The 25,101-nt window shown below is 65.0% G+C and carries 21 protein-coding genes; 8 read left to right on the plus strand and 13 right to left on the minus strand.

The annotated features are described in order from the left end of the window. The gene (locus QW845_RS01370) at nt 1-1,863 is read right to left on the minus strand and encodes a type I secretion system permease/ATPase (protein ID WP_315799876.1); all 1,863 of its coding nucleotides are present in this window, start codon (nt 1,861-1,863) and stop codon (nt 1-3) included. A gap of 777 nt (nt 1,864-2,640) precedes the next feature. On the opposite strand from QW845_RS01370, the gene QW845_RS01375 reads away from it, so the two are divergent. The 3 genes from QW845_RS01375 to QW845_RS01385 are packed head-to-tail and all read left to right on the plus strand — an operon-like array spanning nt 2,641 to nt 5,785. Further along, nucleotides 2,641-2,823, plus strand: coding sequence for a hypothetical protein (locus tag QW845_RS01375; RefSeq protein WP_315799877.1), 183 nt, complete (start codon nt 2,641-2,643; stop codon nt 2,821-2,823). Continuing rightward, on the plus strand, nt 2,820-4,751 hold the full coding sequence (locus QW845_RS01380; RefSeq protein WP_315799878.1) for an ethylbenzene dehydrogenase-related protein: 1,932 nt from the start codon (nt 2,820-2,822) through the stop codon (nt 4,749-4,751). The genes QW845_RS01375 and QW845_RS01380 overlap by 4 nt, the downstream gene beginning before the upstream one ends. Continuing rightward, nucleotides 4,751-5,785: a 2Fe-2S iron-sulfur cluster-binding protein gene (locus QW845_RS01385; protein ID WP_315799879.1), complete on the plus strand. Its 1,035-nt coding sequence runs from the start codon at nt 4,751-4,753 to the stop codon at nt 5,783-5,785. Before QW845_RS01380 ends, QW845_RS01385 begins: the two co-directional genes overlap by 1 nt. A gap of 39 nt (nt 5,786-5,824) precedes the next feature. On the opposite strand, the gene QW845_RS01390 is transcribed toward QW845_RS01385, so the two are convergent. Next, nucleotides 5,825-6,682, minus strand: a complete 858-nt coding sequence (locus tag QW845_RS01390; protein ID WP_315799880.1) for a VOC family protein — start codon at nt 6,680-6,682, stop codon at nt 5,825-5,827. Nucleotides 6,683-6,832: 150 nt separating this feature from the next. On the opposite strand from QW845_RS01390, the gene QW845_RS01395 reads away from it, so the two are divergent. Further along, nucleotides 6,833-8,143: an FAD-dependent oxidoreductase gene (locus QW845_RS01395; RefSeq protein WP_315799881.1), complete on the plus strand. Its 1,311-nt coding sequence runs from the start codon at nt 6,833-6,835 to the stop codon at nt 8,141-8,143. Here QW845_RS01395 and QW845_RS01400 read toward each other — a convergent pair. The 7 genes from QW845_RS01400 to QW845_RS01430 form a co-directional block, all read right to left on the minus strand. Continuing rightward, nucleotides 8,140-9,768: an ABC transporter ATP-binding protein gene (locus tag QW845_RS01400; protein WP_315799882.1), complete on the minus strand. Its 1,629-nt coding sequence runs from the start codon at nt 9,766-9,768 to the stop codon at nt 8,140-8,142. The genes QW845_RS01395 and QW845_RS01400 overlap by 4 nt on opposite strands. Further along, on the minus strand, nt 9,765-10,595 hold the full coding sequence (locus QW845_RS01405; protein ID WP_315799883.1) for an ABC transporter permease: 831 nt from the start codon (nt 10,593-10,595) through the stop codon (nt 9,765-9,767). Before QW845_RS01405 ends, QW845_RS01400 begins: the two co-directional genes overlap by 4 nt. A gap of 3 nt (nt 10,596-10,598) precedes the next feature. After that, nucleotides 10,599-11,576 carry an ABC transporter permease gene (locus QW845_RS01410; protein WP_315799884.1) on the minus strand — a complete coding sequence of 326 codons (978 nt, stop codon included), beginning with the start codon at nt 11,574-11,576 and terminating at the stop codon, nt 10,599-10,601. Nucleotides 11,577-11,600: 24 nt separating this feature from the next. Continuing rightward, nucleotides 11,601-13,217, minus strand: coding sequence for an ABC transporter substrate-binding protein (locus QW845_RS01415; protein ID WP_315799885.1), 1,617 nt, complete (start codon nt 13,215-13,217; stop codon nt 11,601-11,603). A 276-nt stretch (nt 13,218-13,493) separates the two neighbouring features. Continuing rightward, nucleotides 13,494-15,107 carry an ATP-binding protein gene (locus QW845_RS01420; protein WP_315799886.1) on the minus strand — a complete coding sequence of 538 codons (1,614 nt, stop codon included), beginning with the start codon at nt 15,105-15,107 and terminating at the stop codon, nt 13,494-13,496. After that, complete coding sequence (locus QW845_RS01425; RefSeq protein WP_315799887.1) at nt 15,104-15,805, minus strand: response regulator transcription factor; 702 nt, start codon at nt 15,803-15,805, stop codon at nt 15,104-15,106. The genes QW845_RS01420 and QW845_RS01425 overlap by 4 nt, the downstream gene beginning before the upstream one ends. Nucleotides 15,806-15,828: 23 nt before the next feature. Further along, nucleotides 15,829-17,307 carry a DUF4173 domain-containing protein gene (locus QW845_RS01430; protein ID WP_315799888.1) on the minus strand — a complete coding sequence of 493 codons (1,479 nt, stop codon included), beginning with the start codon at nt 17,305-17,307 and terminating at the stop codon, nt 15,829-15,831. A gap of 213 nt (nt 17,308-17,520) precedes the next feature. Between QW845_RS01430 and QW845_RS01435 the strand changes: the two genes are divergently transcribed. Beyond that, entirely contained in the window at nt 17,521-18,888 is a 1,368-nt protein-coding gene (locus QW845_RS01435; protein ID WP_315799889.1) for a glycoside hydrolase family 3 N-terminal domain-containing protein, read from the plus strand. A 21-nt stretch (nt 18,889-18,909) separates the two neighbouring features. On the opposite strand, the gene QW845_RS01440 is transcribed toward QW845_RS01435, so the two are convergent. After that, the gene (locus QW845_RS01440) at nt 18,910-19,197 is read right to left on the minus strand and encodes a hypothetical protein (protein WP_315799890.1); all 288 of its coding nucleotides are present in this window, start codon (nt 19,195-19,197) and stop codon (nt 18,910-18,912) included. Nucleotides 19,198-19,328: 131 nt separating this feature from the next. Further along, entirely contained in the window at nt 19,329-19,520 is a 192-nt protein-coding gene (locus QW845_RS01445; RefSeq protein ID WP_315799891.1) for a DUF3072 domain-containing protein, read from the minus strand. 95 nt (nt 19,521-19,615) lie between these two features. Here QW845_RS01445 and QW845_RS01450 point away from each other — a divergent pair, with 95 nt between their 5' ends. Continuing rightward, on the plus strand, nt 19,616-19,849 hold the full coding sequence (locus QW845_RS01450) for a hypothetical protein (protein ID WP_315799892.1): 234 nt from the start codon (nt 19,616-19,618) through the stop codon (nt 19,847-19,849). An 80-nt stretch (nt 19,850-19,929) separates the two neighbouring features. Here the strand turns inward: QW845_RS01450 and QW845_RS01455 are convergent, their stop codons facing one another. Then, complete coding sequence (locus tag QW845_RS01455; RefSeq protein WP_315799893.1) at nt 19,930-20,310, minus strand: hypothetical protein; 381 nt, start codon at nt 20,308-20,310, stop codon at nt 19,930-19,932. Between the two features lie 141 nt (nt 20,311-20,451). Here QW845_RS01455 and QW845_RS01460 point away from each other — a divergent pair, with 141 nt between their 5' ends. Together QW845_RS01460 and QW845_RS01465 are read left to right on the plus strand one after the other, a co-directional pair. Then, nucleotides 20,452-21,012, plus strand: a complete 561-nt coding sequence (locus QW845_RS01460) for a type 1 glutamine amidotransferase domain-containing protein (RefSeq protein WP_315799894.1) — start codon at nt 20,452-20,454, stop codon at nt 21,010-21,012. 288 nt (nt 21,013-21,300) lie between these two features. Beyond that, nucleotides 21,301-23,583 carry an FdhF/YdeP family oxidoreductase gene (locus tag QW845_RS01465; RefSeq protein ID WP_315799895.1) on the plus strand — a complete coding sequence of 761 codons (2,283 nt, stop codon included), beginning with the start codon at nt 21,301-21,303 and terminating at the stop codon, nt 23,581-23,583. Nucleotides 23,584-23,597: 14 nt separating this feature from the next. On the opposite strand, the gene QW845_RS01470 is transcribed toward QW845_RS01465, so the two are convergent. After that, entirely contained in the window at nt 23,598-25,091 is a 1,494-nt protein-coding gene (locus QW845_RS01470; protein ID WP_315800420.1) for an HWE histidine kinase domain-containing protein, read from the minus strand. Nucleotides 25,092-25,101: the final 10 nt, after the last annotated feature.

Consider the following 25,101-nt stretch of genomic DNA (forward strand, 5'->3'; position numbering starts at 1 on the left):
TCAAGCGCTTTCTGCTGGGGCGGCGCGACGAAGCGAGCGGGCGTTCGGATTTGGCGCCGCTGCGGGAGCAGCAACCCTGGGCGGAGCGGGGGCATGCGCGACGGCAGGTCCCGCGGCCTTGTTGGCCCCGGCGACTCGGGCAAAGATCTCCTGGCAGGGACCGAATGCGATCGCCTTGCCCTCGTACAGCACCAGCGCCATGTTGAGCGCATTCAGCGCGCTGGGACGGTGCGAAATCACGATCACGATGCTCTGGTTCTGCTGCCGCATGATCTGAATGGCGCGGCTGAGCGCGTTCTCCCCGTCGGTGTCCAGATTGGCATTCGGCTCGTCGAGGACGATGAGAAACGGATCGCCATACACCGCGCGGGCCAGACCGACGCGCTGCCGCTGACCGGCCGACAGCGACATGCCGCCTTGGCCGATTCGCGTCGAATAGCCCTCCGGCAGCCGCAGGATGATGTCGTGCACGCCGGCGATCTGCGCCGCCTTCAGGATCGCATCCGAGCTCGCATTCTCGTCGAAGCGGCAGATGTTGTCGGCGATGCTGCCATCGAACAGGGCAACGTCCTGTGGCAGGTAGCCGATATGGCGGCCGAGATCCTCGTTGCTCCATTGGTCGAGCGCTGCGCCGTCGAGGCGGACGGATCCATGCTGTGCAGGCCAGATGCCGACCAGCGCCTTCGAGAGCGAGGTCTTCCCGGAGGCACTCGCGCCGAGCAGCGCCAGACCCGTGCCTGCCTTGATCGAGAACGACACGTTTTGAACGATCGGCCGATCGGTGCCCGGCGCGGTGACCGTCAGCTCCTGTACGGTCAGCTCGCGGAATGGGCGGGGCAACGCGACCGGCGGCGCTTCCGGCCTGGCCGTGGCCTTGCAGATATCACGCAAACGCGCGATGCCCTGGCGCGCGGCGACCAGCTGTTTCCAGCTGCCAAGTGCGATCTCGATCGGGGCGAGCGCGCGGCCCATCAGGATCGACGAGGCCATCATCACGCCGCCGGACGCCTGTTCGGAGACGACGAGCGCCGCGCCGATACCGAGCATGCCCGACTGCAGGATGAAGCGCAGCACTTTCGCGGCGGCCCCGAGATTGGCGTAGACATCGCTGGCGCGAATATTGTCCTTCAGATAGCGCTCGTTGACGGCGTTCCAGCGTGCCGAGAAGCGATCGAGCATTCCGAGCGCGCGAATCACCTCGGCATTGCGCTGGGTGGCATCGGCGAGGACCTGCCGCGCGGCGCTCGTATCGCTGGCGGATTTGCTGGCCTGACGCGACAACCGGTCGGTCACCAGCGTCATCGAGATGATTCCGACCGTGCCGATGACGGCCGTGATGCCGATCAGCGGATGAAACAGGAACATCCCGATCAGGAAGATCGGTATCCACGGCATGTCGAGAAAGGCGGTCGGTCCCATGCTCGACATGAAGGCGCGGAGCTGGTCGAGATCGCGCAGCGGCTGCTGCATCAGCATCGGCTTTGTGCCGCGCAGGGGCAGGGTGGCCAGAGCGTGATGAATCGCGTCCTGCAGGCTCGCGTCGAACACGGTCGCCACCCGGCACAGCATGCGGGTGCGCAACGCGTCGAAATAACCCTGAATCAGATAGACGGCCAGAATCATCACCGACAGGCCGACGAGCGTGGCGAGATTTTTGCTCGGAACGACGCGATCATTGACCTGCATCATATAAACCGAGCCCGAGAGCATCAGGATGTTGATGACGCCGCTGAACACGCCGATGCCGGCCATGCGCTTCACAGCCTGGCGCAACCCGCGCGTCACCGGATCGTCGCTTCCCGAGAGAAGGTCGTTGAGGGCAGCCGCGGCTTTCGTTCTCGGGCGCTCTTGAGCCAGACTCATCCAGGCGCGTCTCCCAAAACACAGTGCTTCACTCCGCGCTATTGACAGTCGATACCGACGATTTTCCGGCAACAATTGGACATGTGGGCAATTCCGTCGCAGCGTCGCGGGCACACGACCGGCGCGAGACGCAATGCGCCGGGTCGGCTCTGAAAAGTTGTGGCGTCGTTCGGAGCGATCGGGTCTGTGCGAAATCTGTCCGCGATCGTCGATGGTTGCAGCGTGATAACAGCCATCGGCACGCGACGCGTGTCACACATTCGTCCGTCTATCACCTTGGTTCCGTACTCATTGGTCGCGGTCCGGGCCGAATGACGCCACGAAGCCGAATAAATCTTCCTGCGGTGCAACGCACAGGCGTTGTCATCTCGATCATGCGGTATTCGATGATGGTGCGGAGAACGATCATGATGGCGGCGGCAACACGAGGACATGCGGCCCCGCGCACCAATCCAGGACGTGCAATCAGCTCGGCCAGGCATGGCGGCCGACGATGTGTTCTATCATCGAACGTGCGGCCGCTGTGGAACCAGTGACCCGTCAAGCATCGGGCGCACGAGATCAACATCAGCTCCAGGGAGGACCAAGCAGATCAGTCCGCGTGCAATCCGAGCAACTCGTCACCGGCTCGGGCCACGGCAGTTGATCAACCATAGGCGTGATCCAACCGGTCACGCTCAAGCGTAGCGGGGCAACGATTGGGTGCAGAACGGCGCCGTAACGCCGAAGTCGGACGAAGTTGCTCACTTAGTAAAGCGTATCCGGGGGACGACAAAGTTGCTGAACGACATCACCATCGAGACGCGTGATGCGGGAATGGATTCGGGTCGAGGGGCGGCCCGCAGGAGTGAATACTTCATCATCCTGCGCCGGATCGGTCCGCTGAGACGAAATACGGTCGCCAGGTCGGCGGTAAATCGCGCCGATCGCGTGCGCGCAGCTCTGGAGGCGCACGCATGAAGATCCGCAAGACCGACTATGGAACGATCATCCTGCACTGGACCCTGGTTGGGGCCACTGTGATCGCGTTCTTGACGGGGCTTCGCATGGCGACCGAAGCGCCTGGACACGCGTGGATCGCCAACAATCTCGACTGGCTGCTGCCCCGGCACCGGACCTGGACCTGGCACATGCCGGCTGGGGTCGTGCTCGCGAGCGTCGCCGTCGCCTACATGATCTATATCTCGAAGTCGGGGCTCGGTCGCCGCGTCACCATCGACAAGATGCGCTTCAAGGGCCTGCTCGGCCGCCGGCCGGCGCGGCTGGGCTCGATCAGTGTGATGCTGCACTGGGTGCTTTTCATCTCCATGGCGATCCTGATCGTCACCGGAGGCATGCTCTTCTTCGGCGTGGCCTCCGGCTACGTCACCATGATGATCCACTGGTACGCGACCTGGGTGATCCCGGCCTTCGTGGTGCTGCACGTCCTGGTTCATTTCAGCATCGGCGGAAAGATGCAGCTCTATCGCGTGTTCCGGCCGGCGCCCTTGCCGCCGCCGCCGCCGAAGCTCGATCCCGTCGAACTGCTCACGATGCTGGTCGAGCAGTCGGAAAAGCTGGAGGAGGCGGAGGCGCCTCCGAAGCGGCCCGCGCCGGCCGCGCGGCCTGCAGCGCGTGAGCCGATGCCGGCGCCGCGGCGCATGGAGGAGCCGCTGCGGGCACGTTCGGAGCCGCGGGTGCCGCCAGGCCGCATGCGTCCGCCGCCGGCACCTGCCAAGGGCAACTCCCGTCGCCGCAATCCGAGCTTCCAGTCCAACCCGTTCATGGTCGCGATCGCCGCAGCCATTGTGATCGGCTCGGCGATGTTCGCCGCCGACTACTACGCCGAGGACACCGTCACGGTGTACCGAATCGCGACATCGGATGCGCCGACGCTTGACGGCGATTCGTCGGATCGTGTCTGGCGCAACATCCAGCCGCACATGGTGACGACCAACCAGGGCGACAATTTCGACGGTACCGGCGAATCGCGCGTCTGGATCAAGGCCGCGCATGACGGCACGTGGGTGTATTTCCTCGTCATCTGGGAGGACCCGACGCGGTCGCTGAAGCAGTTGCCGCTGATCAAGAAGGCCGACGGCTGGCATCTGCTGCAGAACGGATTCGACAAGGGCGACGAGAACGACTTCAACGAGGACAAGTTCTCGCTGTTGTTCACGACGCTGCCGATCACCCTGGCCGCGGACCGAACCTTTCACATGAGCTCGCAGCCGATGCCGGACAAGCCGCCGACGCTGTCGGGTCGCGGCATCCACTACACGCCGGCGCCGAATCTCTATGCCGACGCCTGGCTGTGGAAGGCGACGAGCGGCGGCCCGACCGGATGGATGGATGATGATCATTTCGGTCCGCCTGCAGAACCCACGCCGGATCAGGTCAAGGGACTCACGCCCTACAAGGGCGGGTTCGCACCGGATCCGGGGACCGCGAACTATTCCGACAATTTCGTGATCGACAGGGAGGCCGCAAGACTGGGGAATCGGGGCGTGAGACCGAAGCGCCTTCCGAAGGACGTCGCCGCGATGACCGCGGCGATGGGCGAGATCAATCTCGATCCGAACATCGGCGAGAGCGAAGGCGCACGCTGGTTCATGACCGAGGCCGAATCGGTGCCGTATTCGGCCGAGGCGGATGCCCAGACGCCGATCGGGACCGTCGTGCCCGGTGTGCTCGTCAGCGGCGAGTTCACCGGCGATCGCGCGGACATCCGTTGCGCAGCGCGTTGGGCCGCGGGCCACTGGACGCTCGAAATTGCCCGCAAAATGGACACGAAAAGCAAGTACGACGTCCCGATCAAGAACGGTGTCTTCATGCGAGTCGCTGCGTTCGACCACACCCAGATCCGACATACGAGGCAGATCCGGCCGATGCGACTTGAGGTGCAGTGATGGGTAAGATTTGCAAAATCCAGTACAACAGGGAAACGTTCTACGCGAATGTGGGCGATATCCTGCTCGACGGCGCCATCAACAGTGGCGTGGATCTGCCCCATGACTGCCGCAGCGGAATCTGCGGCTCCTGCAAGGTAACGGTCGTCGACGGCAAGCTGTTCGGCGGGATGGAAGGCGACATGGCGCATGCGTGCCAGGCGCGTGTCGTGTCCGACCTCAAGATCATCACCGAGCCCGTGCCGGATACGGTGACGATGAATTGCGAGGTGGGCGATCTCGTGCGGCTCGCGCCCGACGTCGTCGGCGTCACCCTCGAGATGCCGAAGCCGCTGCGATTCTTCCCCGGACAATACGCCAAGGTGCAGTACCGCGGTTTTCCGACCCGCTGCTACAGCCCGACCTATCCGATGGTTGGCGCACCCGACAGCCATCTGCTGTATCTGCACATCCGCATCCTGAAGGATGGCCTGGTATCCTCGGCGCTCGGCCGCGACATCCAGGTCGGCCATCGCGTCAAGCTGACGGCGCCGTTGGGCACCGCGTTCTTCCGGCAGAAGCATCGCGGCCGAATCATCCTGGTGGCGAGCGGCACCGGCTTCGCGCCGATGTGGGCGATCGCTGTCGCCGCCATCACCGAGAACCCCAAGCGCGAGATTGTCTTCATCGTCGTGTCGCGCACCTTGCAGTCGTTCTACATGCATCAGGCGTTGTGCCGCCTGGCGCGCTTCCCGAACGTGAAGATCATTCCGATCGTGTCGGAGCCGCAGAACGTCTCGCCCGCGATTCGCAGCGGCCGGCCGACCGAACACATGCCGGAGCTCACGCCCAACGACGTCGTCTATACCTGCGGCGCGCCGGCCATGACTGAGGCGGTCGCGAAGATGTCACGCGCGGCCGGCGCGAAGTGTCATTGCGATCCGTTCGTGTCGTCGGCGCAACCTTCGGAGACCCGCGGCGGACTCATGGATCGTCTCGCCGGATGGCTCGACAGCCAGCGCGGCCGGCCGGCGATGTTCCAGCCGGCCGAATGACATCGAGGCAGCCACGGCCCGTGGCCGCCTCGCGAAAGTCTAGCCGGCCACGAAGCTGAGCAGGGTGCCCGTCGCTGACGCCGGCGGAACAACGAGGCTCGCGCCGCTGCGCACCGCCGCCGCGCCAAGCGCCTTTTCCGTCGTTGCGAGATCATGTGAAGCCAGCACCAGGCCGGCGCCGCCGCGCTCCGGCAGGCCGGCGAGCGACACGCCGGGATAACGCGCTGCGAGCTGCTCCCGGGTCAAGAACACGAAATCGGCGCGATCGCCGCCCGAGGTCACGGTCACGGCGCCGTCGGCCTCGGCTCGCCCGTCGCGATCGATCAGGCGCGACAGATGGGTTGCGTCCTTGGTCGGATCCGGCGTCACGATCAGGGCCTGCTTCAGCTGCTTGGCGGCGTTGGCATGGCGCATCAATTCAGGAATCCAGACTGTTTCGCGCGTCTTGTGCTGGCAGGCGAAGATGCGCAGGCCGCCCGGAGCCTCCACGACCGGCCATTGAAACACGCGGAATTTCGCTGCCGAGATGGAGCCGTCGGGCAGGGGCACCGGGCGCTCGAAATCGATCGGGCCAATCGGCTCAAAACCCCTCGCGCGGATTTCCTCGGCGCCGGCCGCCGAGTCGATCGCGGTGAAGGCGATGCGCTCGATGCCTTCGCCGCGCTGGGCGAGGAAATTGCGGGTCGGAACGTTGTGGTCGGTCTCGGCGAGGATGCCGAGCAGCTCGATGTAATCAGGATCGAGCATGATGGTGTAATTGCCGGACCCCATCTTGGCGCTGTGCGTGCCGCGCGGAGACAGCGTGAAGCCCAGCCGCCTCCAGGTCTCCGCCGCGGCGTCGAGATCCTTCACCACGACGACCGCGTGATCGATACCGATGACATTCTTGAGGGCCACGCGTTTGTCTCCTTGCAGCGAAGTTGGCATATTGGCGGCCGAACTATGCCCAATCGACCTATGCGCCGCAACCGGCGCGGATGGGCGCTCGGCGCAAGGCAAGACCGTCTTCCTGGAGGGCGGTTGATCAGCAGGGATGAGCTGTTCACGATGAGCATGACGATGGAAAACGTTCAATGGCCGCCGTCCTTGTGGGCTGCGCAGACCCCGTCTGGACCTGACCTGTCCGAGCTTCAGGGCAGTGTGCAGGCCGATGTCGTGATCATCGGCGGCGGCTTCACCGGATTGTCGACGGCGCTGCATCTACGCGAGGCCGGTGTCGATGTCGCGATCGTCGAAGCCATGGAGCCGGGCTGGGGCGCCTCGGGTCGGAACAACGGCCAGGTGATCCCGACACTGTCGCGCCCGGATCCCGAGGATCTCATCGCCCGTCACGGCGCCGCCGGCGAGCGCTTCGTTGCGATGCTGCGCGACAGTGCCTCGGCGCTGTTCGAGACCGTCAGGCGCTACGGCATCGACGCCGAGCATGAGCAGGCCGGCTGGGTCCAGCCGGTGCATACGCCCGGCCGCATCAAGATCGCCGAGCGCAGGTTCAAGCAGTGGTCGAAGTTCGGCGCGGAAGTCGAGCTGCTGTCACGCGACCAGACGCGCGACATGCTCGGCTCGGATGCATGGCATGGGGGCTTCTGGAACAGGACCGGCGGTCACATCAATCCGCTGGCGCTCGCGCGCGGGTTGGCGCGAACCGTGCTGAGCCTTGGGGGCCGCATCTATGCGCGCTCGCCGGTGATCGATTTCGAGCGGCGCGGGAATCGCTGGATCGTCCGCACCGCGCAAGGCGAGGTGTCGGCGCGCGCGCTGGTGCTGGCGAGCAATGCCTATAGCGGCGAGTTCTCCAAGGCTCTCGCACCCGAGATCGCGCATGAGGTGATGCCGGTGCTGTCCTGGCAGATGGCGACGCAGCCGCTGTCGGACAATGTGCGGAAGACCATCATCCCGGCGCGGCAGGCGATGTCCGATACTCATGGCGAGCTCTATTTCGCCCGCTACGATGCGCGCAACCGCCTGGTGACGGGCGGCGCCGTGATCGGTCCCGGCAACAGGGCCGAGCGGCTGAAGGCGAGGGTCGCCGAGCGCCTGCAGCGCCTGTGGCCGCAGATCGGCGAGGTCCGGTTCGACTATGTCTGGAATGGCTATGTCGGCATGACCACGGACTACATGCCGCGGATTCACCGCCTCGGCCCGGACGCCTATGGCTGGACCGGCTGCAACGGCCGGGCGGTCGCGCTCACGATCCCCCTCGGTGCGGAGCTAGCGAAGGCGGTGCGCGGCGTGCCGGCGAACGAGCTGGCGCTGCCGTTCACGGAGCCGGTCACCATTCCGGCGCACGCGCTGCTGCGTCCGTTCGCGCCACTGATGCTGCTCCTGTACCGGTACCGCGACGCGCGTGAGATCAGCTAAGACGTGGGATGTTGGGTCCGGGCGAAGTCGCCGCCCGGAATGGCCTCCAGCAGCGCCTGCGTATAGGCATGCTGCGGGTTGCCGAACACGTCGTGCGTGGGCCCATGCTCGACGACGACGCCGTCCTTCATGACCGCGACCAGATCGCAGATCTGGGCTGCGACCCGCAGGTCGTGCGTGATGAAGATGATCGACAGGTCGAGCCGTTCGCGCAGGCTGGTCAGCAGCTTCAACACCTGCGCCTGAACGGAGACGTCGAGCGCGGACACCGGCTCGTCCGCGACCAGCACCTTGGGCTTCAGCGCCAGCGCGCGCGCAAGCCCGATGCGCTGGCGCTGACCTCCGGAGAACTCATGCGGAAAGCGGTCGGCGGCGGACGGGTCGAGCCCCACCAGGCTGAACAGCTCGCGCGCCTCGGTCAGCGCCTGCGCTCGCGCGGTGCCGTGCACGATCGGTCCCTGCGCCACCAGCTCGACCGCCTTGCGCCGCGGATTCAACGAGGCGAACGGGTCCTGAAACACCATCTGCATCTGCTGGGTTCTGTTTCTGACCTCGCTGCGCGAGAGGCGTGCCCAGTCCTCGCCGTCGAGCAGGATCGTTCCTGTGTCGGGATCGATCAGGCGAATGATGCAGCGGGCGAGGGTGGATTTGCCGGAGCCGGACTCGCCGACGATGCCGAGCGTTGCCCCCTTCGGCAGTGAAAGCGAAACGTCCCTGATTGCATGGGTAGTGCGCTCGCCGCGGCCGAGGAAGCCGCCGGTGCGATAGGTCTTCGAGATACCGGAGATGGCGAGGATCATCTGGTCCGATAATCTGCGTGCCGGAGGGGCCGCCACGGGTGGCACCGCAGCGATCAGTTGCCTGGTGTAGTCATGCTGCGGCCGTTGCAGGACATCCGCCGCCGCGCCCTGTTCGACGACGCTGCCATGCTGCATCACGACGACGCGGTCGGCGATCTCGGCGACGACCCCGAAGTCATGCGTGATGAACAGCACCGCCGTCCTGCGCCGCTGCTGCAGCTCTCGGATGAGCTTGAGGATCTGGGCCTGCGTCGTGACGTCGAGCGCCGTCGTCGGCTCGTCGGCGATCAGCAGCTTCGGATCAAGCGCCAAGGCCATGGCGATCATGGCGCGCTGGCGCTGGCCGCCGGACAGCTCGTGCGGATAGGCCTTCGCCGCGCGCGGCGGATCGGGAATGTTGACGTCGGACAGGAGCGACAGCACGCGCGATTTGATCTCGGCTTTCGACAGATCGGTATGGATGTCCAGCACCTCGCCGATCTGGTCGCCGATCGTGCGCAACGGATTGAGCGCGGTCATCGGCTCCTGGAACACCATCGCGACCTCGGCGCCACGCATGCTGCGCATCTCTGCCGCCGTGGCGGTGCAGAGATCGCGCCCGGCAAACAGGATGCGTCCGCCGTCGGTGCCCACACCGTCGGGCAGCAGCCGCATGATGGCATTGGCCATCATCGACTTGCCGGAGCCGGATTCTCCGACGATGCAGACGATTTCGTTCTCGGCGACCGAAAGCGAGACCTCGGAGATCGCATGCGTGCGGTCGGCGCCCTTCGGCAAACGCACGCTGAGGCGGTCGACGGTCAGAATGGGCTGTGCGGGACTCATCGCTGTTTCAGCCGGGGATTCAGTGCGTCATTGAGCCCCTGGCCGACCAGCGACACCGCGAGCACAGTGACGAGAATGGCGACGCCCGGGATCGCGGAGACGTACCACTGCACGCGCAGCACGTCGCGCCCGAGCCCGATCAGGTTGCCCCAGGAGGCGACATTGGCGTCGGACAGCCGTAGGAAGGCGAGCGCGCTCTCCAAGAGGATCGCGACCGCCATCACGACACCGGCATAGACGATCACCGGCGGCAGCGCGTTCGGCAGGATCTCGCGCAGGATCAGCTGGGTGTCGCGCATGCCAAGGGTGCGGCCGGCCTGGACGAATTCGCGGCTGCGCAGCGACAGGAACTCCGCCCGTGTCAGCCGGGCCGGTGCCGGCCAGGAGACGATGCCGACGGCAATCGTCACCGTCGTCAAAGTCGAGCCGAACACCGCGACCAGGACCAGCAGCAGGACGAAGTTCGGCAGCGTCTGGAAGGCTTCGGTGATGCGCATCAGGATGTTGTCGACCCAGCCGCCGTAGTAGCCCGCGAGCGCACCGACCAACACGCCGATCGCCACGGCAATGAGCGTGGCGACGCCGCCGATCAGGAGCGAGATGCGGGCGCCGTAGAAGATCTGGGCGGCGATGTCGCGGCCGGAATTGTCGGTGCCGAGCAGGAAGCGCGGATTGGCGAGCGGCCAGATCAGGGGCCGGCCGGCGAGCGCGAGCGGATCGCGTGGATAGAAATAGCCGGCGCTGAGCGCCATGCCGATGACGATCAGCAGGAGCACGAGGCCCAGGACGGCAGCGGGACTGCGGAAATAGCGTTTGACCGCGTCCATGCGCTAGCTCTCCGCCGTGATGCGCGGATCGAGCCGCGCGTAAAGCAGATCGGTCACGAAGTTGACGGCGATCACGAGCAGCGCCGAGACGAAGACGATGCCGAGCAGGGTGTTGAGGTCGCGCTGGACGACCGACTCATAAGCGAGACGTCCGAGGCCGGGCAGCGAGAACACCGTCTCGACCACCACGGAGCCGCCGAGCATCGTGCCGGCCTGGAGTCCGATCAGCGTCACCATCGGCAGCAGCGCGTTGCGCAGCACGTGGCGGGTGACGATGCGGGTCTCGTCGAGGCCCTTGGCGCGCGCGGTGCGGACGAAATCGAGGTTCAGGACCTCGAGCATGGAGGCGCGCATGATGCGGAGATAGATGGCGAGGAAGATCAGGCCGAGTGTCAAGGACGGCAACACCAAGTGTCGTGCGATATCGAGCACGCGCCAGACGCCGGTCGTGACCGCGCCGATATCCTCGAAGCCGCCGGCGGGCAGCCACTGCAGGTAGATCGAGAACACGACGATGGCCATCAGTCCGAACCAGAACGACGGGGTGGCATAGAAGATCAGGCCCACCGTGGAGATCAGCGTATCCGGCCAGCGGTTGACGCCGCGCGCGGCGATCACCCCGAAAACAAGACCGAAGAAGAAGGCAAAGGACAGCGCCGATGTCATCAGCAGCAGCGTCGGTGGCAGCCGCTCCAGGATCACGGAAGCGACGGGCTTGCCGTAGATCGCGGAGAACCCGAGATCGAGACGCACCAGCCGCCACAGATAATTGGCGAGCTGCATCGGGACCGACAGGTCCAGTCCATAGAAGCGACGCAACTCGCGAGCGGTGGCGGCATCGCCGCCGCCCATCTGCGCCATCATCGCGTCGACGGTATCGCCGGGCGCGAGTTGCAGCAGCAGGAAGACGCCGATCAGGATCAGGAACAGGGTGGGGATCGAGGCGGCGAGCCGCCGCCCCGCAAGGCTCAAGATGCGCATGGCCTCATCCTGACGGATTCCGGCTCAGGCGGAAAGCCACAGATCGTGCCAGCTCGACGATCCCCAGCGCGGCGTGTTCGAGTGGTTGCGCGCCTTGGCCGTGATCACGGTGACGAAGATCTGCTCGATCGGCATCCACACCGGCAGCTCGGTATTGGCCTCGCGCACGAAATCGGCATAGAGCGCCTTGCGCTTGGCCGGATCGACCTCGGTCGCCGCGTCATCGATGATCTTGTCGATCTTGGGATCGTCCCAACCCCACTGATTGGTCCACGGCGCGCCCTTGGGCTGGCCGGAGCGATACCAGACCGTGGTCGAAACCGCGGGGTCGTTGCGGTACTGGTGCCAGCCGGTCGCGAGATCGAAGGCGTGCTCGTCATAGACCTGCTTGAGAAAGCCGCCGCCATCGTTGCGCACGATCTCGATCGCGATGCCGACCTCGCCCAGCGATTGCTGAAGGAAGGTCGACCACAGCGAGATGTCCTCACCCCACGGCGCAGGCAGCAGCCGCAGCGAGAAGCGGGTTCCGCCGGCGCCGGGCTTGTAGCCGGCTTCGTCCAGGAGCGCCGCCGCCTTGGCCTTGTCGTAGGGATATTGCGGCGTATTGGCGCCGGGGTAGAAGTCGGTCGAGGTCGACGGGATCGGACCGGTGCCCAGCTTGGCGAAATCGCCGAGGAAGTTCTCGATGAAGAAGGGAACGTTGATCGCATGCGCGATGGCACGGCGGACCTTCACGTCCGCCAGCTCCTTGCGGCGGACGTTGAACTCGAGCGTGTTGGTGCGCGCGTTGCCCTCATTGCCCTTGGTGGACACGATGAAACGCTTGTCCTTGCCGAGCCGCGCCATGTCGGAGATCGTTAGGCCCGAGAACGGGCTGTAGTGCAGCTCGCCAGCCTCCATCTGCGCCGCCGCCGCGGCACGGTCGGTAATCACCTTCCACACGATGCGGTCGAGATAGGGTGCGTTCGGCCGCCAGTAGTCGGCATTGCGCTCGGCGATGATATACTGGCCGCGCTCGTACTTCACGAATTTGAACGGACCAGTGCCGATGGGGGCGAGGTTGGCGGGGTTCTGCCTGATGTCGCCGCTCTCGTAGATGTGCTTGGCCGAGACGTAGCCGAGATCGGGCAGGGCGCGCAGCAGCAGGTTGAGCGGCATCGGCCGCTCGTAGCGGAAGATCGCAGTTTGCGGATCTGGCGTGTCGACCGCAGTCAGGAACAACTGCAGGGTCGATCCGTAGTTGAGGATCTTCTTCCACATGTTCATCGCGGTGAAGGCAACGTCCTCCGACGTGAACGGCTTGCCGTCATGCCAGGTGATGCCCTTGCGCAGCTTGAAAGTGACGGTCTTGCCGCCCGGCGTCGCCTCCCAGCTCTCGGCCAGCACGCCGACCGGCTGCCCCTTGGCGTCGAGGTCGACGAGGTTCTCCTGGATCTTGCCGCCGATGATGTAGACACCGGTCGAAGCCTGGAGGCTCGGATTGAGCTGGCGCTGCTCGGCGCCGTAGTGAACGTTGAACACGCCACCCTTGCGCGGCGTCTCCTGGGCGAAGGCGCGGAATGGATTGACCACGTTCGCTGCGATGGCAGCGGAGGTCAGGAGGGCGGTCCGGCGGCTGATCTCGAAACGGCTCGAATTCATCAAGGTCTCCCGAAGGCCAAGCGGGACGCTGGCCGATGGTGCAATCGGGGCGAAGATTACGCGGATCGCGGGTCCAAGTCATTTGCGAATTGCCATGCAGTTCTGCGGCATTCTCGTGCGGCCCATGCAGCCGGCGGCACCGTGGCATACATTGCTCGTATACGAACGAATGGGAGAAGACCTTCGTCGACAAGGCCCTGAATGTGGTGGGGATTGCCGGCGGCGATTGAGCGACCGGAAGCAACTTTGACGTGGCGCCGCAGAGAGCACGCTATCTTAAGTCGGCGTCCCGCGACTGCATTCGATCGGTAGCCGCAGCACGAACGCGACGCAGGTCTCGCCTGGCCGCAGCGAGATCTCGCCGCCATGGTTTGCCATGATGGCGCGCACGATCGCCAGCCCCATGCCGGTACCGCCGCTGTCGCGCCGGGTCGTGAAGAAGGCGTCGAAGATGCGGTCGCGGTTGTCAGGCGAGATCGGATCGCCGTCATTGCTGGCGATGACGATCAGCATCTCCTTGCTCTCCTCGGCCTCGAGGCGGATGCGCCGGGCGCCATGCCGGACGGCGTTGTCGACGAGATGCGTGAGCACGATGAGCACGGTTTCGTTCGGTAATGTCGTGCTACGTTCGACCGGCCCTGATGTCTCGATGACAACCGACGGGAAACGCGATCGCAGCGTGCCGACGGCCTCGGCGATGCTACCGGCCTCGACCGCCGACACCGTCTCCGCCCGTGCCAGCTCGCGCAAGCGCTGGGCCAGTGCCGCGAGGCGGTCGGCGTCGCCAAGGATGTTGGAGAGGAACGTCTCCTGCTCGGCGTGCGTCAAGGTCTCAGAAGGGCTGGCCAGAGAGTCGAGCAGCAGCTCGGCTGCGCCCTTGATCGAGGTGAGCGGTGATTTGAGTTCGTGGGTCAGATGCGCGGAAAAGCTCCTGATGTAGTTGGAGCGTTGCGCCAGTTGCTCGGCCATGGCGAAGAAGTGCTCGGCGAGCTCCGCGAAGTCGCGGGTGCCGTAATGGGCGAGCGGACGGAAGCCTGCGGGATCGTTGCGTCCGATCCGGCCGGCGCGATCGACCAGCTCGCGCATCGGGCGCGTGATCGTGCGCGCCACGATGAGGCCGACCAGCAGCGTCGTGAGGACAATGGTGGAGCCGGCCGCGATGAACTTGCCGCGCTCCTGATAGAGATGCTCGAAGATGTTGCGCGGCGTGCGCGAGGTATAGATGACCCCGGCGACGTGATCGTCGACGATCACGGGCATGGCCGAGAACACATGGACGCCGACGCCGCGGCTGATCGAATAGATCGGTGGTGGGGCCTTGTCGGGAATGCGGATGCGGAGCGCGGCGCTGTAGCGTCCCTTCAGGGCGGCGGCCACCTCGTCGATATGGGCGAGGGATTTGCCCATCTCGTCGCGGCCGGCGATCACGACGCCCTGGGGATCGAGCACGCGATACCCGGCCAAGGTGACCTTCTGCGTCTCCCTGACGATCGGCAGCAGGCGCGCGCCGATCGCGACGTAGGCCGGATCCGCAGGATGGACCGCATCGCGTGCGTCGGGCCGGCGGACGAACAGATCGTTGGCCAGGAGATCGAGCAGGGGGCGAATCGGCGTCACCTCGTCGGAGGCATCCGGACGTGACTCGGGCGGGATCTCGGCGCCGAGCGGCACGCCGGCGGCAAGGCGCGCGGAAACCTCCTCGGCAAAGACCGCCGCCAGCACGCGGCTCTGCGCGATCAGCTCCGCCTGGGTCTGGCGGATCAGCTGGTTGTCATAGATGCGAAAGAAGAACAGCCCGACCAGCGGCAAGGTGCCGACCAGCGCCAGAACGCCGAAGACGATCTGTCCCAGCGACGGCCGCCATTTTGCCTTGGGCTTGGGCGCGATCATGGGGCGCCGCAGCGGCCGAGCCGGAAGCCGACGCCATGCACCGTCTCGATGGCGTCCTCGCAATGCGCGGCTGCCAGCTTGGCCCTGATGTTGCGGATGTGGCTGTCGATGGTGCGGTCGGAAACCTGGATGTTGAGCTGATAGGCGGCGCTCATGATCTGCTCGCGGCTGAACACGACGGCAGGGCGCGTCATCAGCGTGCGCAGGATGCTGAATTCCAGGGCGGTAAGTGTCAGCGGCGCGTCGCCGAAGCGCGCCAGATGCTGCTGCGGGTCGAGACGAAGCCTGCCATGCGCCAGCTCCTCCGGTTCGGGCGCACGATCCGCCCCACCGGATGAGACCCTGCGGAGAATGACGTTGACGCGGGCGACGAGCTCGCGCGGACTGAACGGCTTGGTCACGTAGTCGTCGCCGCCGATCTCGAGCCCGAGAATACGGTCGATCTCCTCGTCGCGCGCCGACAGGAACAGGATCGGCACCTGCGAGGTCCGGCGAATCCGCCGGCAGACCTCGAGGCCGTCGTACTCCGGCATGCCGACGTCGAGCACGATCAGGTCCGGACGGTCTTCGGCGAACCTGGCCAGCGCGGCGCGGCCGTCGGCGGCTTCCTTCACCGCCATGCCGGCCTTGCTCAAGGCCACGCGCAGGACCTCGCGGATATGCGGGTCGTCGTCGACGATGAGGATTCGGGGAGACACGTGCTTTCCTCCGCGGCGAGGCATCAGCTTGGTTTCTGCGACACGGGATGTGTATCGAGATAGCGCTGCAGGCGCCAGCCGCGAAAACTCCAGGATCGCCAGGACGCCATGCTGCTTTGCTGTTGCGCGAGGAGCCGATCGCGGTCGCTCGCCAGTCCCCGGTCCGTCGGTCGCAACAGCATCGCCCGCTCGATGGCCGGCAGCGCCTCTGGCCCGAGCCAGACGAGATAGGAGCCGTCGATGAGAGGGCCGCTCTGCCCCGCCTCACGACTATGGGAGACATTGAAGTCTGCGATCGGCCGGTCGAAATTGATCAGTGCACAGCCGTAAATGGTCGCCGAGAGCACCAGCATGTTCATGCGGACGAGCCACGCGTTGGACTTGGCGAGAGCGATCCTGAGCACGATGAGGATCAGGCCGATCGCAACCAGGATCATCCATATCAAGGCCGCGATCCGCCAATAGGTCAGAGCATAAGTCTCGATATACATATGAAGCCGTTGGATCGAGGATACGACCAGCATCACGTTCTGTGCCACCCAGAGATAGACCAGCGGCCGGACCAATCGCGACTCGTTTGCCGTGGTCTCGGAGCGGACGGCGACGATGACGAAGGCCGCCGCGAGCAGCGCCGTGACGATCAAGGGATAGGCGCCCCGGTGCGCATAGGCCGCATAGGTCATGCCGTCCGGAAGCGCGGCATGCCCCCACAGATAGGCGCCGTCGAGCGCCGTCTGGAGAGCAAACAGGATGTTGAACAGGATCAGCGCCCGAAGCACCGTCTCAGGGCCGAGCACGGTCGCCAGGAGTGACGGCTGATCGGGCTCGCCTTCGATCGGCGGGCTCGGAGTCTTGGTCCGCTCGCGCCAGCGAAGATTGATGAACGGCCAGACCATGGACAACGTGACGAGCCAGAAGATCGCGCGCCCCATCGTGAGTTGGGAGGCGACGTGCTCGGGACTGAGGACGGCGAACCAGCGCTCAATGACCGGATTGGCTACCGCGAACAGAGCCAGGAACACGCAGCCGAGTGCCAGCGGGATGCTCCAGACAAGGAGGGTTCGCATCACCGTGTTCGTGCGGAGCGTCACGATCGCATCCGGTATCAGCCGAAACGGTCCGATCAGGAGCAATTGCCGCGCGCCGGTCAACGGAAGCCGGAAGCCGCGCGCGGATCGGTTGGTCGCCAGCGTGACAGCCGACAGCGTCGTGAGCAGCAGGACAGGAAAGGAAAGCAGGTTCAGGTCCTCGATGGCGGGAGCCAGGCCGGCAAAGAAGAGAACTGCGGCTCCGACCAGACGGCCTCGAGTGGTCTTGGCAAGGTTGGCAAGAACGCTGGCCGCGGCAAGCGCGGCGAAAAACAGCGGAAACGCCAGGCCGATCGGCCGGCCGTCGTAGAGCAACGGGTCGGCGAGGCCGACGAGGCCTGTAGCGAGGGCGAATTTGAGCCACATGGAATCGGGCGCGACGGTCGCAGCCGTCGGCTCGGTGAGGGTGGTCATGGAGGAATCCTTGGTTCGGGTCATCGCTCGGGCCGGGAGGCACAAACCGATGAGCCCAGCATGACGCCTGCCCATGCAGCGGCTCACGAGGGGATCTGCAGCATTTCAGGATTTGTTTGCAGATTTCGTGCAGACGCGATTCTGCTGCTGGCGCGGGCGAAACGTGATTGTTACGCAATGGCCGTCTTTCCCCTGGGATGATCGGCTACACACATGCTTGGACGTATCAGGACCGCGGTTCTCTGGATCCTTGCTCTGCTCTTCATTTTCGTCACGCTGAACAGCAACGAGCCCTATCTGGTTCGGCTGCGGGGCAGCGGCCATGCGGCCCTGCTCCTCATCGGGCTTGCTGTCCCGCTGCTGCTGATGCTCGGCGGCCGGTGGCGGCAGGGGGCCGCCGGACGCGCGCTCGTGCTGGCATGGTGCGTTCCGCTGATCATGCTGACGTCGACGCAGTTCATGTTTGCCTGGCGCAAGTACGAGACGTTCCGCACGCCCCCGGACGTGGCGCGTCTGCTCGGCCGGCATTTCATCGTCGGCTACACGGCCGTGGGCGACGCAGCCGCGTTGGCGCGGCAGGGGTTGATCGCGGGAGTCTACGTCACTCACCACAACGTCCGTGGCCGGACCGAGCCGCAACTCCGTGCCGAGATCGCGCGGTTGCAGGACGCGCGCCGGAGTGCCGGGCTGCCGTTCCTGCTGGTCGCGGCGGATCAGGAGGGAGGCTCCGTCGCGCACCTGTCTCCGACACTGCCGAACATGCCCGGCCTCGCCACGCTGGCCGATCTGCCGGCCTCGCGGCGCGCGCAGGATGCGTTCGCGATGGGGCGCGCCCAAGGTGAGGCGCTCGCGGCTGCCGGCATCACCTTCAACCTGGCGCCTGTCGTCGACCTTCGCCCGAGCTGGACACGCAATCGACTGGACTTTCACACCTTGATCGGCCGCCGCGCGATCTCCAACGATCCCGCGGTGGTTGGCGACATTGCGCTCGGCTACGTCCGTGGCCTGGAAGCTAGCGGTGTCCGCGCGGCCGTCAAGCATTTCCCTGGTCTGGGGCGCGTCGCAGCCGATACGCATCATTTCTCGGCACAGCTCGGCACACCGGCAGATGTCCTGGAACGGTCGGATTGGAGGCCATTTCGACAGGTGCTGCAGGGCTCGCACGCGGCGATGATGGTCGGTCACGTGACGGTCGATGCGGTCGATCCGGAGCGGCCTGCCTCACATTCCAAAGCCGTGCTCGAGGGACTCATTCGCGGCCGCTGGAACTATCAGGGTGTGATTGTGACGGATGATCTCGTGATGGGGGCGATCTACGGCCGCGATCTCTGCAAAGCTGTCGTGGAGGCTCTGAACGGCGGTGCCGACCTGTTGCTGGTGGCCTATGACGGCACCCAGTTTCATCGCGTGCTGGCCTGCGCCAAGGAGGCTCTGGCGCAAGGACGCATCGACCTCGATGCCCTCAGCCGAAGCGATGAGCGGCTGAAGCGCTGGGCGCCGGCGGTTGACAGATCAGAGCCGTCGAATGTGTCCACGGTTCTGCAAGAGACTGGAGCCGAGCATCAGAAAATCGTCGACTGAAGGGCAGGACAGCGCGAGTCCTCAGCGCGGGCCGTTGCCGGTCCAGTTGCGCCAGGCGACGTTCGAGAGGCTTCTCAGGTCGGTCGCCAGCGGGCGTCGTACCTGTTTGTCGTGCTGGGCAATGAGGTGCTCGGACTCGCGTATCTTGAGCTGGAGTTCCGCGACCTGCCGCTTGGTGTGTTCGAGCGCCTTCGCATCGGCGCTCTCGCCCACCGTGAACCGCGCCGTCTCAATCTGCTTCAAGGCAGCACGATTCTTTTTGAGCTGGGCGCGATGCCAGGCAACCTTGCTGTCACTGTCCGCAACCATGGTGGACTCCCGCGAAATGCCGCGAAGACTAAACGACCGATTTCTGATTCGCGACAGCCTAGGCCCGGCATCGGCAACATCGGAATACCGATCTGCCGAATCATCGTCTCGATGACTTGAACTTGGCCAGCTCAATCCAACCTCGCGGCGCGTCTCATCTCATCGATCAGTTCGGACGCTTCAGCCTTCGTCATCTCCGCTTGCGTGGGGGCAGGGCGACCGGCCTGCTCGCTGAGCGTCTTCAAGCAGGACGCGTGGGCATCGGTCATCGGATCGGCTCCGGAACCCCAGTCCTCGGGTTCTTTCTGCAGCCGTTCAGCCATGGGGCTCTGCCGTTCTTGGCGGGCTCAATGCGCCAGCTTGCAGAATGTTCCTATTTTGTTCTATGGTGTAATGATCATCGTCTGAGGGGGGCTCCATGCGCGATCTCGATCTGGTTCGAGCCGAAATCGACCGTCTGCGCCTTCAGGTCGGGCGGCAGCGTCGCGAAATCGTGCAACTGCGGCGGGCCGGCGTGCCGGCGGCGGCGGCCGAAGCGCTGTTGCAGCGGATGTTGGGAACGCTCGAGGGACTGCGGCAACAACGCGAGCAGCTCAAGCTGGAAGAGGCGAGCAGGCTGCCTCCCAGGCAGAGAGGGGCCCGGCACGCATGACATTCCGGCGACAAGGTCGAGCGATCCGCTGCTCGTCGGTATTCAGCTCGCCGAGACGGCCATGGCGGGTCCGCGCCCGGTCATGAGGAGGTCCGCGTCCTTGGCTTGGGCAGCGAGGGCAAAGGTGGGTCGGCGGTCCCGTGCCGCTCGCCAACATGGGGCGTGTGAGCTTCGGGCAATACGATGTCCGGCGGTACGGCCGTCAGCTCTTCCGGAGTGGCCTCGCATGATTTGATCTCGAAATTGTTGTCCAGAATTTTCTCGCCATGCGTGCCGAACGTGATGAGATCGGCCTGTTCCGCGGCCTCCCAGACCTCGCGCTCGGTGCGAAACGGGCGGGTCATCTGTTCGTCATTCTCAAACAATGCGTAGGGCACGAGCGCCTCCAGATTGCGATCCGCCGACGCAGCGATGCCGTGCCGCCCGACGCCGCCCATCCATTTCAGGGCAGGGACGTCCAACAAACTGCGGCACGTGCGGGCTGGTTCCACCCCCGGGAGAGCGTCAAGCGATTGACCATTTGTGACGGTCCTCGCGCTTTCCAGGTGGAACATGCCCGCCAGCGGGAGGTTGCCCGCGGTGCGAATGGCCAGGAGAGTTCAATGGATATCAAGGGAAAGAAGATCGCGATCCTCGCAACCAACGGGTTCGAGCAATCCGAGCTCGAAGTGCCCCGCGATCGCCTCAAGCAGGCGGGCGCGACCGTCGAGATCGTCTCGCTCGCGCTGGGCGAGATCAAGGGATGGAATGAGAAGGATTGGGGACGGCCCGTCAAGGTCGACAAGACGTTGGACCAGGCTTCTGCTGCGGACTACGACGCCGTCGTGCTGCCGGGCGGCCAGATCAATCCGGATCTGTTGCGGCTCGAGCCGAAGGCGCTGCGGTTCATCAAGGAGATCTTCGAAGCCAAGAAGATCGTCGCGGCGGTCTGTCATGCGCCGTGGCTCCTGATCGAGACCGGCATCGCCAAGGGGCGCAAAATGACGTCGTACAAATCGATCAAGACGGACGTTGCCAATGCCGGCGCGCAGTGGCAGGACGCGGAGGTCGTCGTCGATCAAGGCGTGATCACCTCGCGCAATCCCGGCGATCTGGAAGCCTTCAGCGCCAAGATCATCGAGGAGGTCAGGGAAGGCCGCCATCTCAAGCGCAGCGCGGCTTGAAGCTGAGATCGGAAGCCGGGAGAAATCCCGGCTACCTCAGGAGGGACAGGCCCAGCGCCCGAGGGGTCGAACGCTGGGCCGCAGTCCACACGGAGTGCCTCCAGCGAGATGGGGGAACGCCGCCAGAGGCACGGACATGACTCGCGGCGGGCTGGGTCGTTCCTAATTCCTATGTTCGGTCCTTCGCCCGCGTGACTTCGATGATAGCCTCGCAAGGTTCAGTGAGGAATCGGAACTTCGCTGCTCATCCCGGGTTTGCCGCTTTTGACCAGGCCGCGGAGATGCGTCGTGAGCGAGAAGGCAAAAATCCAGGACTACAAATCTCCGGCTGGCGGTTGGGGGTCGGTGCACGCGGTCGCGAGCATCCTCACGCAGGAGGAGGTGACGCTGCTCGGCAGCGAGATCCTGCTGAAACAGAACAAGCCGGGCGGCTTCATGTGCGTCAGCTGCTCCTGGGCCAAGCCGGCAAAGCCGCACCCGTTCGAATTTTGCGAGAATGGCGCCAAGGCGACCGCGTGGGAAATCACCGGCAAGACCGTCGGACCGGAGTTCTTTGCTCGGCACAGTCTGACAGAGTTGCGAGGCTGGTCGGATCATCAGCTCGAAGAGCAGGGGCGTCTCGCTCATCCCATGCGCTACGACGCTGCGGCGGATCGCTATGTTGCCGTGAGCTGGGACGAGGCCTTCCGCGACATCGGGGCGGAGTTGAACAGGCTCGATCCACGGTCGGTCGTGATGTACACGTCGGGCCGGGCCTCGCTCGAGACGAGCTACATGTATCAGCTGTTCGGCCGGATGTACGGCACCAACAATTTTCCCGACAGCTCCAACATGTGCCACGAGTCGACGTCGGTAGCGCTGCCTGAGGTGATCGGCGTGCCCGTCGGCACGGTGCTGCTGGAGGATTTCGACAAAGCGGATTGCATATTTTTCTTCGGCCAGAACACGACGACGAACTCGCCGCGCATGCTGCATCCGTTGCAGCGGGCGGCGCAACGCGGCGTACCCATCATCACCTTCAACCCGCTGCGTGAGCGGGGGCTGGAGCGCTTCACCGATCCGCAGAACCCGATTCAGATGGTGCTGACCGGCGGGACGCGGATCAGCACGCAATATCATCAATTGCGCGTCGGCGGAGATGGGGCGACGCTGCTCGGATTGTGCAAGGCGGTCATCGAGGCGGATGACGCGGCGGTCGCCACGAAGAGCCCGCGTGTGCTGGATGTCGCCTTCATCGAGCAGCACACGTCTGGCTTCGAGGCCTTTGCGACCTTCTGCCGGCAGGCGTCGTGGAGCGACATCGAGCGGTCCTCCGGCCTCGAGCGCGCCGCCATCCTGGAGGCTGCCAAGGTCTACGCGAACTCGCACGCCGTGATCGCCAATTACGGCATGGGAATTACGCAGCATCGGCACGGCGTCGAGACGGCCAAGATGATCGTGAATCTCCTGCTGTTGCGCGGCAATATCGGCAAGCCCGGGGCCGGCATCTCGCCTGTCCGCGGCCATTCCAACGTGCAGGGTCAGCGCACCGTGGGAATCTCCGAGAAGACCAAGCTGGTGCCACTCGACAAACTGGCCGATCTCTATTCCTTCGAGCCGCCGCGATGGGACGGTCTCAGCACGGTGGATGCCTGCCAGGGCATCATCAAGGGCGACGTGAAGGGCTTCATCAGTCTCGGCGGCAACTTCCTGCGCGCCGTCCCGGAACGTTCGCTGATGGAGCCGGCGTGGTCGAAGCTGCGGCTGTCTGTGCAGATCGCAACCAAGCTCAATCGCAGCCACATCGTCGCAGGCGAGGTGACCTATCTGCTGCCGTGCCTCGGCCGCATCGAAATCGACCGGCAGGCCAGCGGAGATCAGGCGGTCTCGATGGAGGACTCCACCACCTGCATTCACGGCTCGCGCGGGCAGCGCCAACCCGTCGCCGAGACCCTGTTGTCCGAACCAGCCATTGTCGCCGGTCTCGCCAAGGCCACCCTGAAGCCAAATCCGCACGTCGACTGGGATGCCTGGGTGGGCGACTACGCGCGCGTCAGAGACGCGATCGAGCGGACCTATCCCGAGCAGTTCAAAGACTTCAACAAGCGCCTGTTTGAGCCCGGCGGCTTTCCGCGGCCGCTTGGCGCCCGCGAACGCAAATGGAAGACGCCGACCGGCAAGGCGAACTTCACCGTGCCCAAGGCGGCGCTCAATCCTCCGGAGGAAGGCAATGGCGTGTATCAGCTGATGACCTTGCGCGCCGACGGCCAGTTCAACACCACCATTTACAACGAGGACGACCGGTTTCGCGGCGTCACCGGAGGCCGTCAGATCGTCTTCATGAACGCGAGCGACATGGCTGATCTGGGCATCAAGCAGGGCGAGCCGGTTCGGCTCTCGACCGAGGCCGATGACGGCGTGGAGCGCTCGCTGGGCGGGCTCCAGGCAGTGGCGTTCGACATTCCGCGCTACAGCGTTGCGGCCTACTACCCCGAATGCAACGGATTGATTCCGCTATGGCACTATGCGGAGGGCAGCAAGGTGCCCGCCGCCAAGTCGATCCCGGTCCGGATCTCGCGCGACATGGCCTGAGCTATCCGGTGCGGTCAGCCCGCAGCCCGTTGTCGTGCGTCGCCCGGCGCCGCCGTTGCGCAAGGGCTCGTGATCTCCGGCGGGGTCGCGCCGGGGCGGAGCGGGACGACCAGCCGGCACACCAATCCCTCTGGACGCCAGTCGAAGGAGGCGCGCCCACCGAGCTGGCTTTCCACACTGGCCATCAGGCTGCGCGTGCCGAAGCCGCGCGAGGTCGGTGCGCGCACCAAGGGACCGCCGGTTTCAATCCAGATCAGATCCAGGCGCTCATCCTCGATGGTCCATTTGACCGAGAGATGTCCGGAGCGGACCGACAGCGCGCCGTATTTGGCCGAGTTTGTCACCAGCTCGTGCAGCGCCAACGCCAGCGTCTGTGCGGTCGCAGGCTCGAGTTGCAGCTCGGCACCGTCAAAGGCGACCTGGCCGCCCGGTGCATAGGGTGCAAGTTCTTCGGCCACCAACCTGCTTATCTTCGCACCTTCCCAGCTTGATAGCGAGAGGATGGTGTGAACGCGGGCCAGTGCGCTGATGCGCCCCTCTACCGCGTTGACATAGGTCTTCACGCTGTCCGCCTTGGTGAGCCGCACGATCGACTGGGCCAAGGTCAGCGCATTCTTGGCACGATGATCGACCTCGCGGGTCAGCAGGTTCTGTCGTTCCTCGGCGCGCTTGCGCTCGGTGATGTCGATCGTGACCCCGCTGACGCGGATCACGCGGCCAGTCCTGTCGGTGGTCGCCGCGGCCGTTCCAACGCACCACCGCTCTTCGCCATCGGGCCGGTTGATCCGGAACTCAGCCTCATACGAAGCCGTGCCACGGCTGAATTCCGCGACCACCTGGCGGGCGCGCTCGGCATCCTCCCGGTGCAGCAGCGCCATGATGTTCACGGTGTTCAGCTCGAAGTTCTGCGGCGTGACGCCGAAGATGCGGTACTGGCCCTCGTCCCACATCCAGTCGCCATCGACACCGTCCCAGTCCCACGAGCCCATCCGGCCGGCCGCGATCGCCATGCTCCGACGCTGCTCGCTCTCGACGAGCTTTGCTGTTGATCGCTCAAGCTCGGCCGTGCGGGCCCGTACCCGGTCCTCCAGCTCAAGGTTCAGATGTTCCAGCTCGCGTGTCTTGCGATAGAGCTCGGCAAAGACCTTGATTTTGGCGCGCAGCACCTCCGGCACGACGGGAACCGGCACGTAGTCGACGGCGCCCATCTCATAGCCACGCAGGCGATCGAAGTCGCTTACCTGGATGGCGGAGATGAAGATGATCGCAATCTTCTGGAACCTCGGATGCTCACGGATCATTTGCGCCAGCTCGAAACCGTCGAGCTCAGGCATGCAGACGTCGACGAGGATCACGGCGATCTCGTTCTTCAACAGAATTTCGAGCGCCTCGCGACCAGAGGTGGCGACTACGAGGTTTTCGCCGAGTTCCTTCAGGATGACCTCGTAGGCCAGCAGCTTCGCGGGCTGATCGTCGACCAGGAGGATGTTGACCTTCGCATGTTCCATCATGATGAGC

Origin of the sequence: Bradyrhizobium sp. SZCCHNS3002, from assembly GCF_032377435.1 — a bacterium.
Taxonomy (GTDB): Bacteria; Pseudomonadota; Alphaproteobacteria; order Rhizobiales; family Xanthobacteraceae; genus Bradyrhizobium.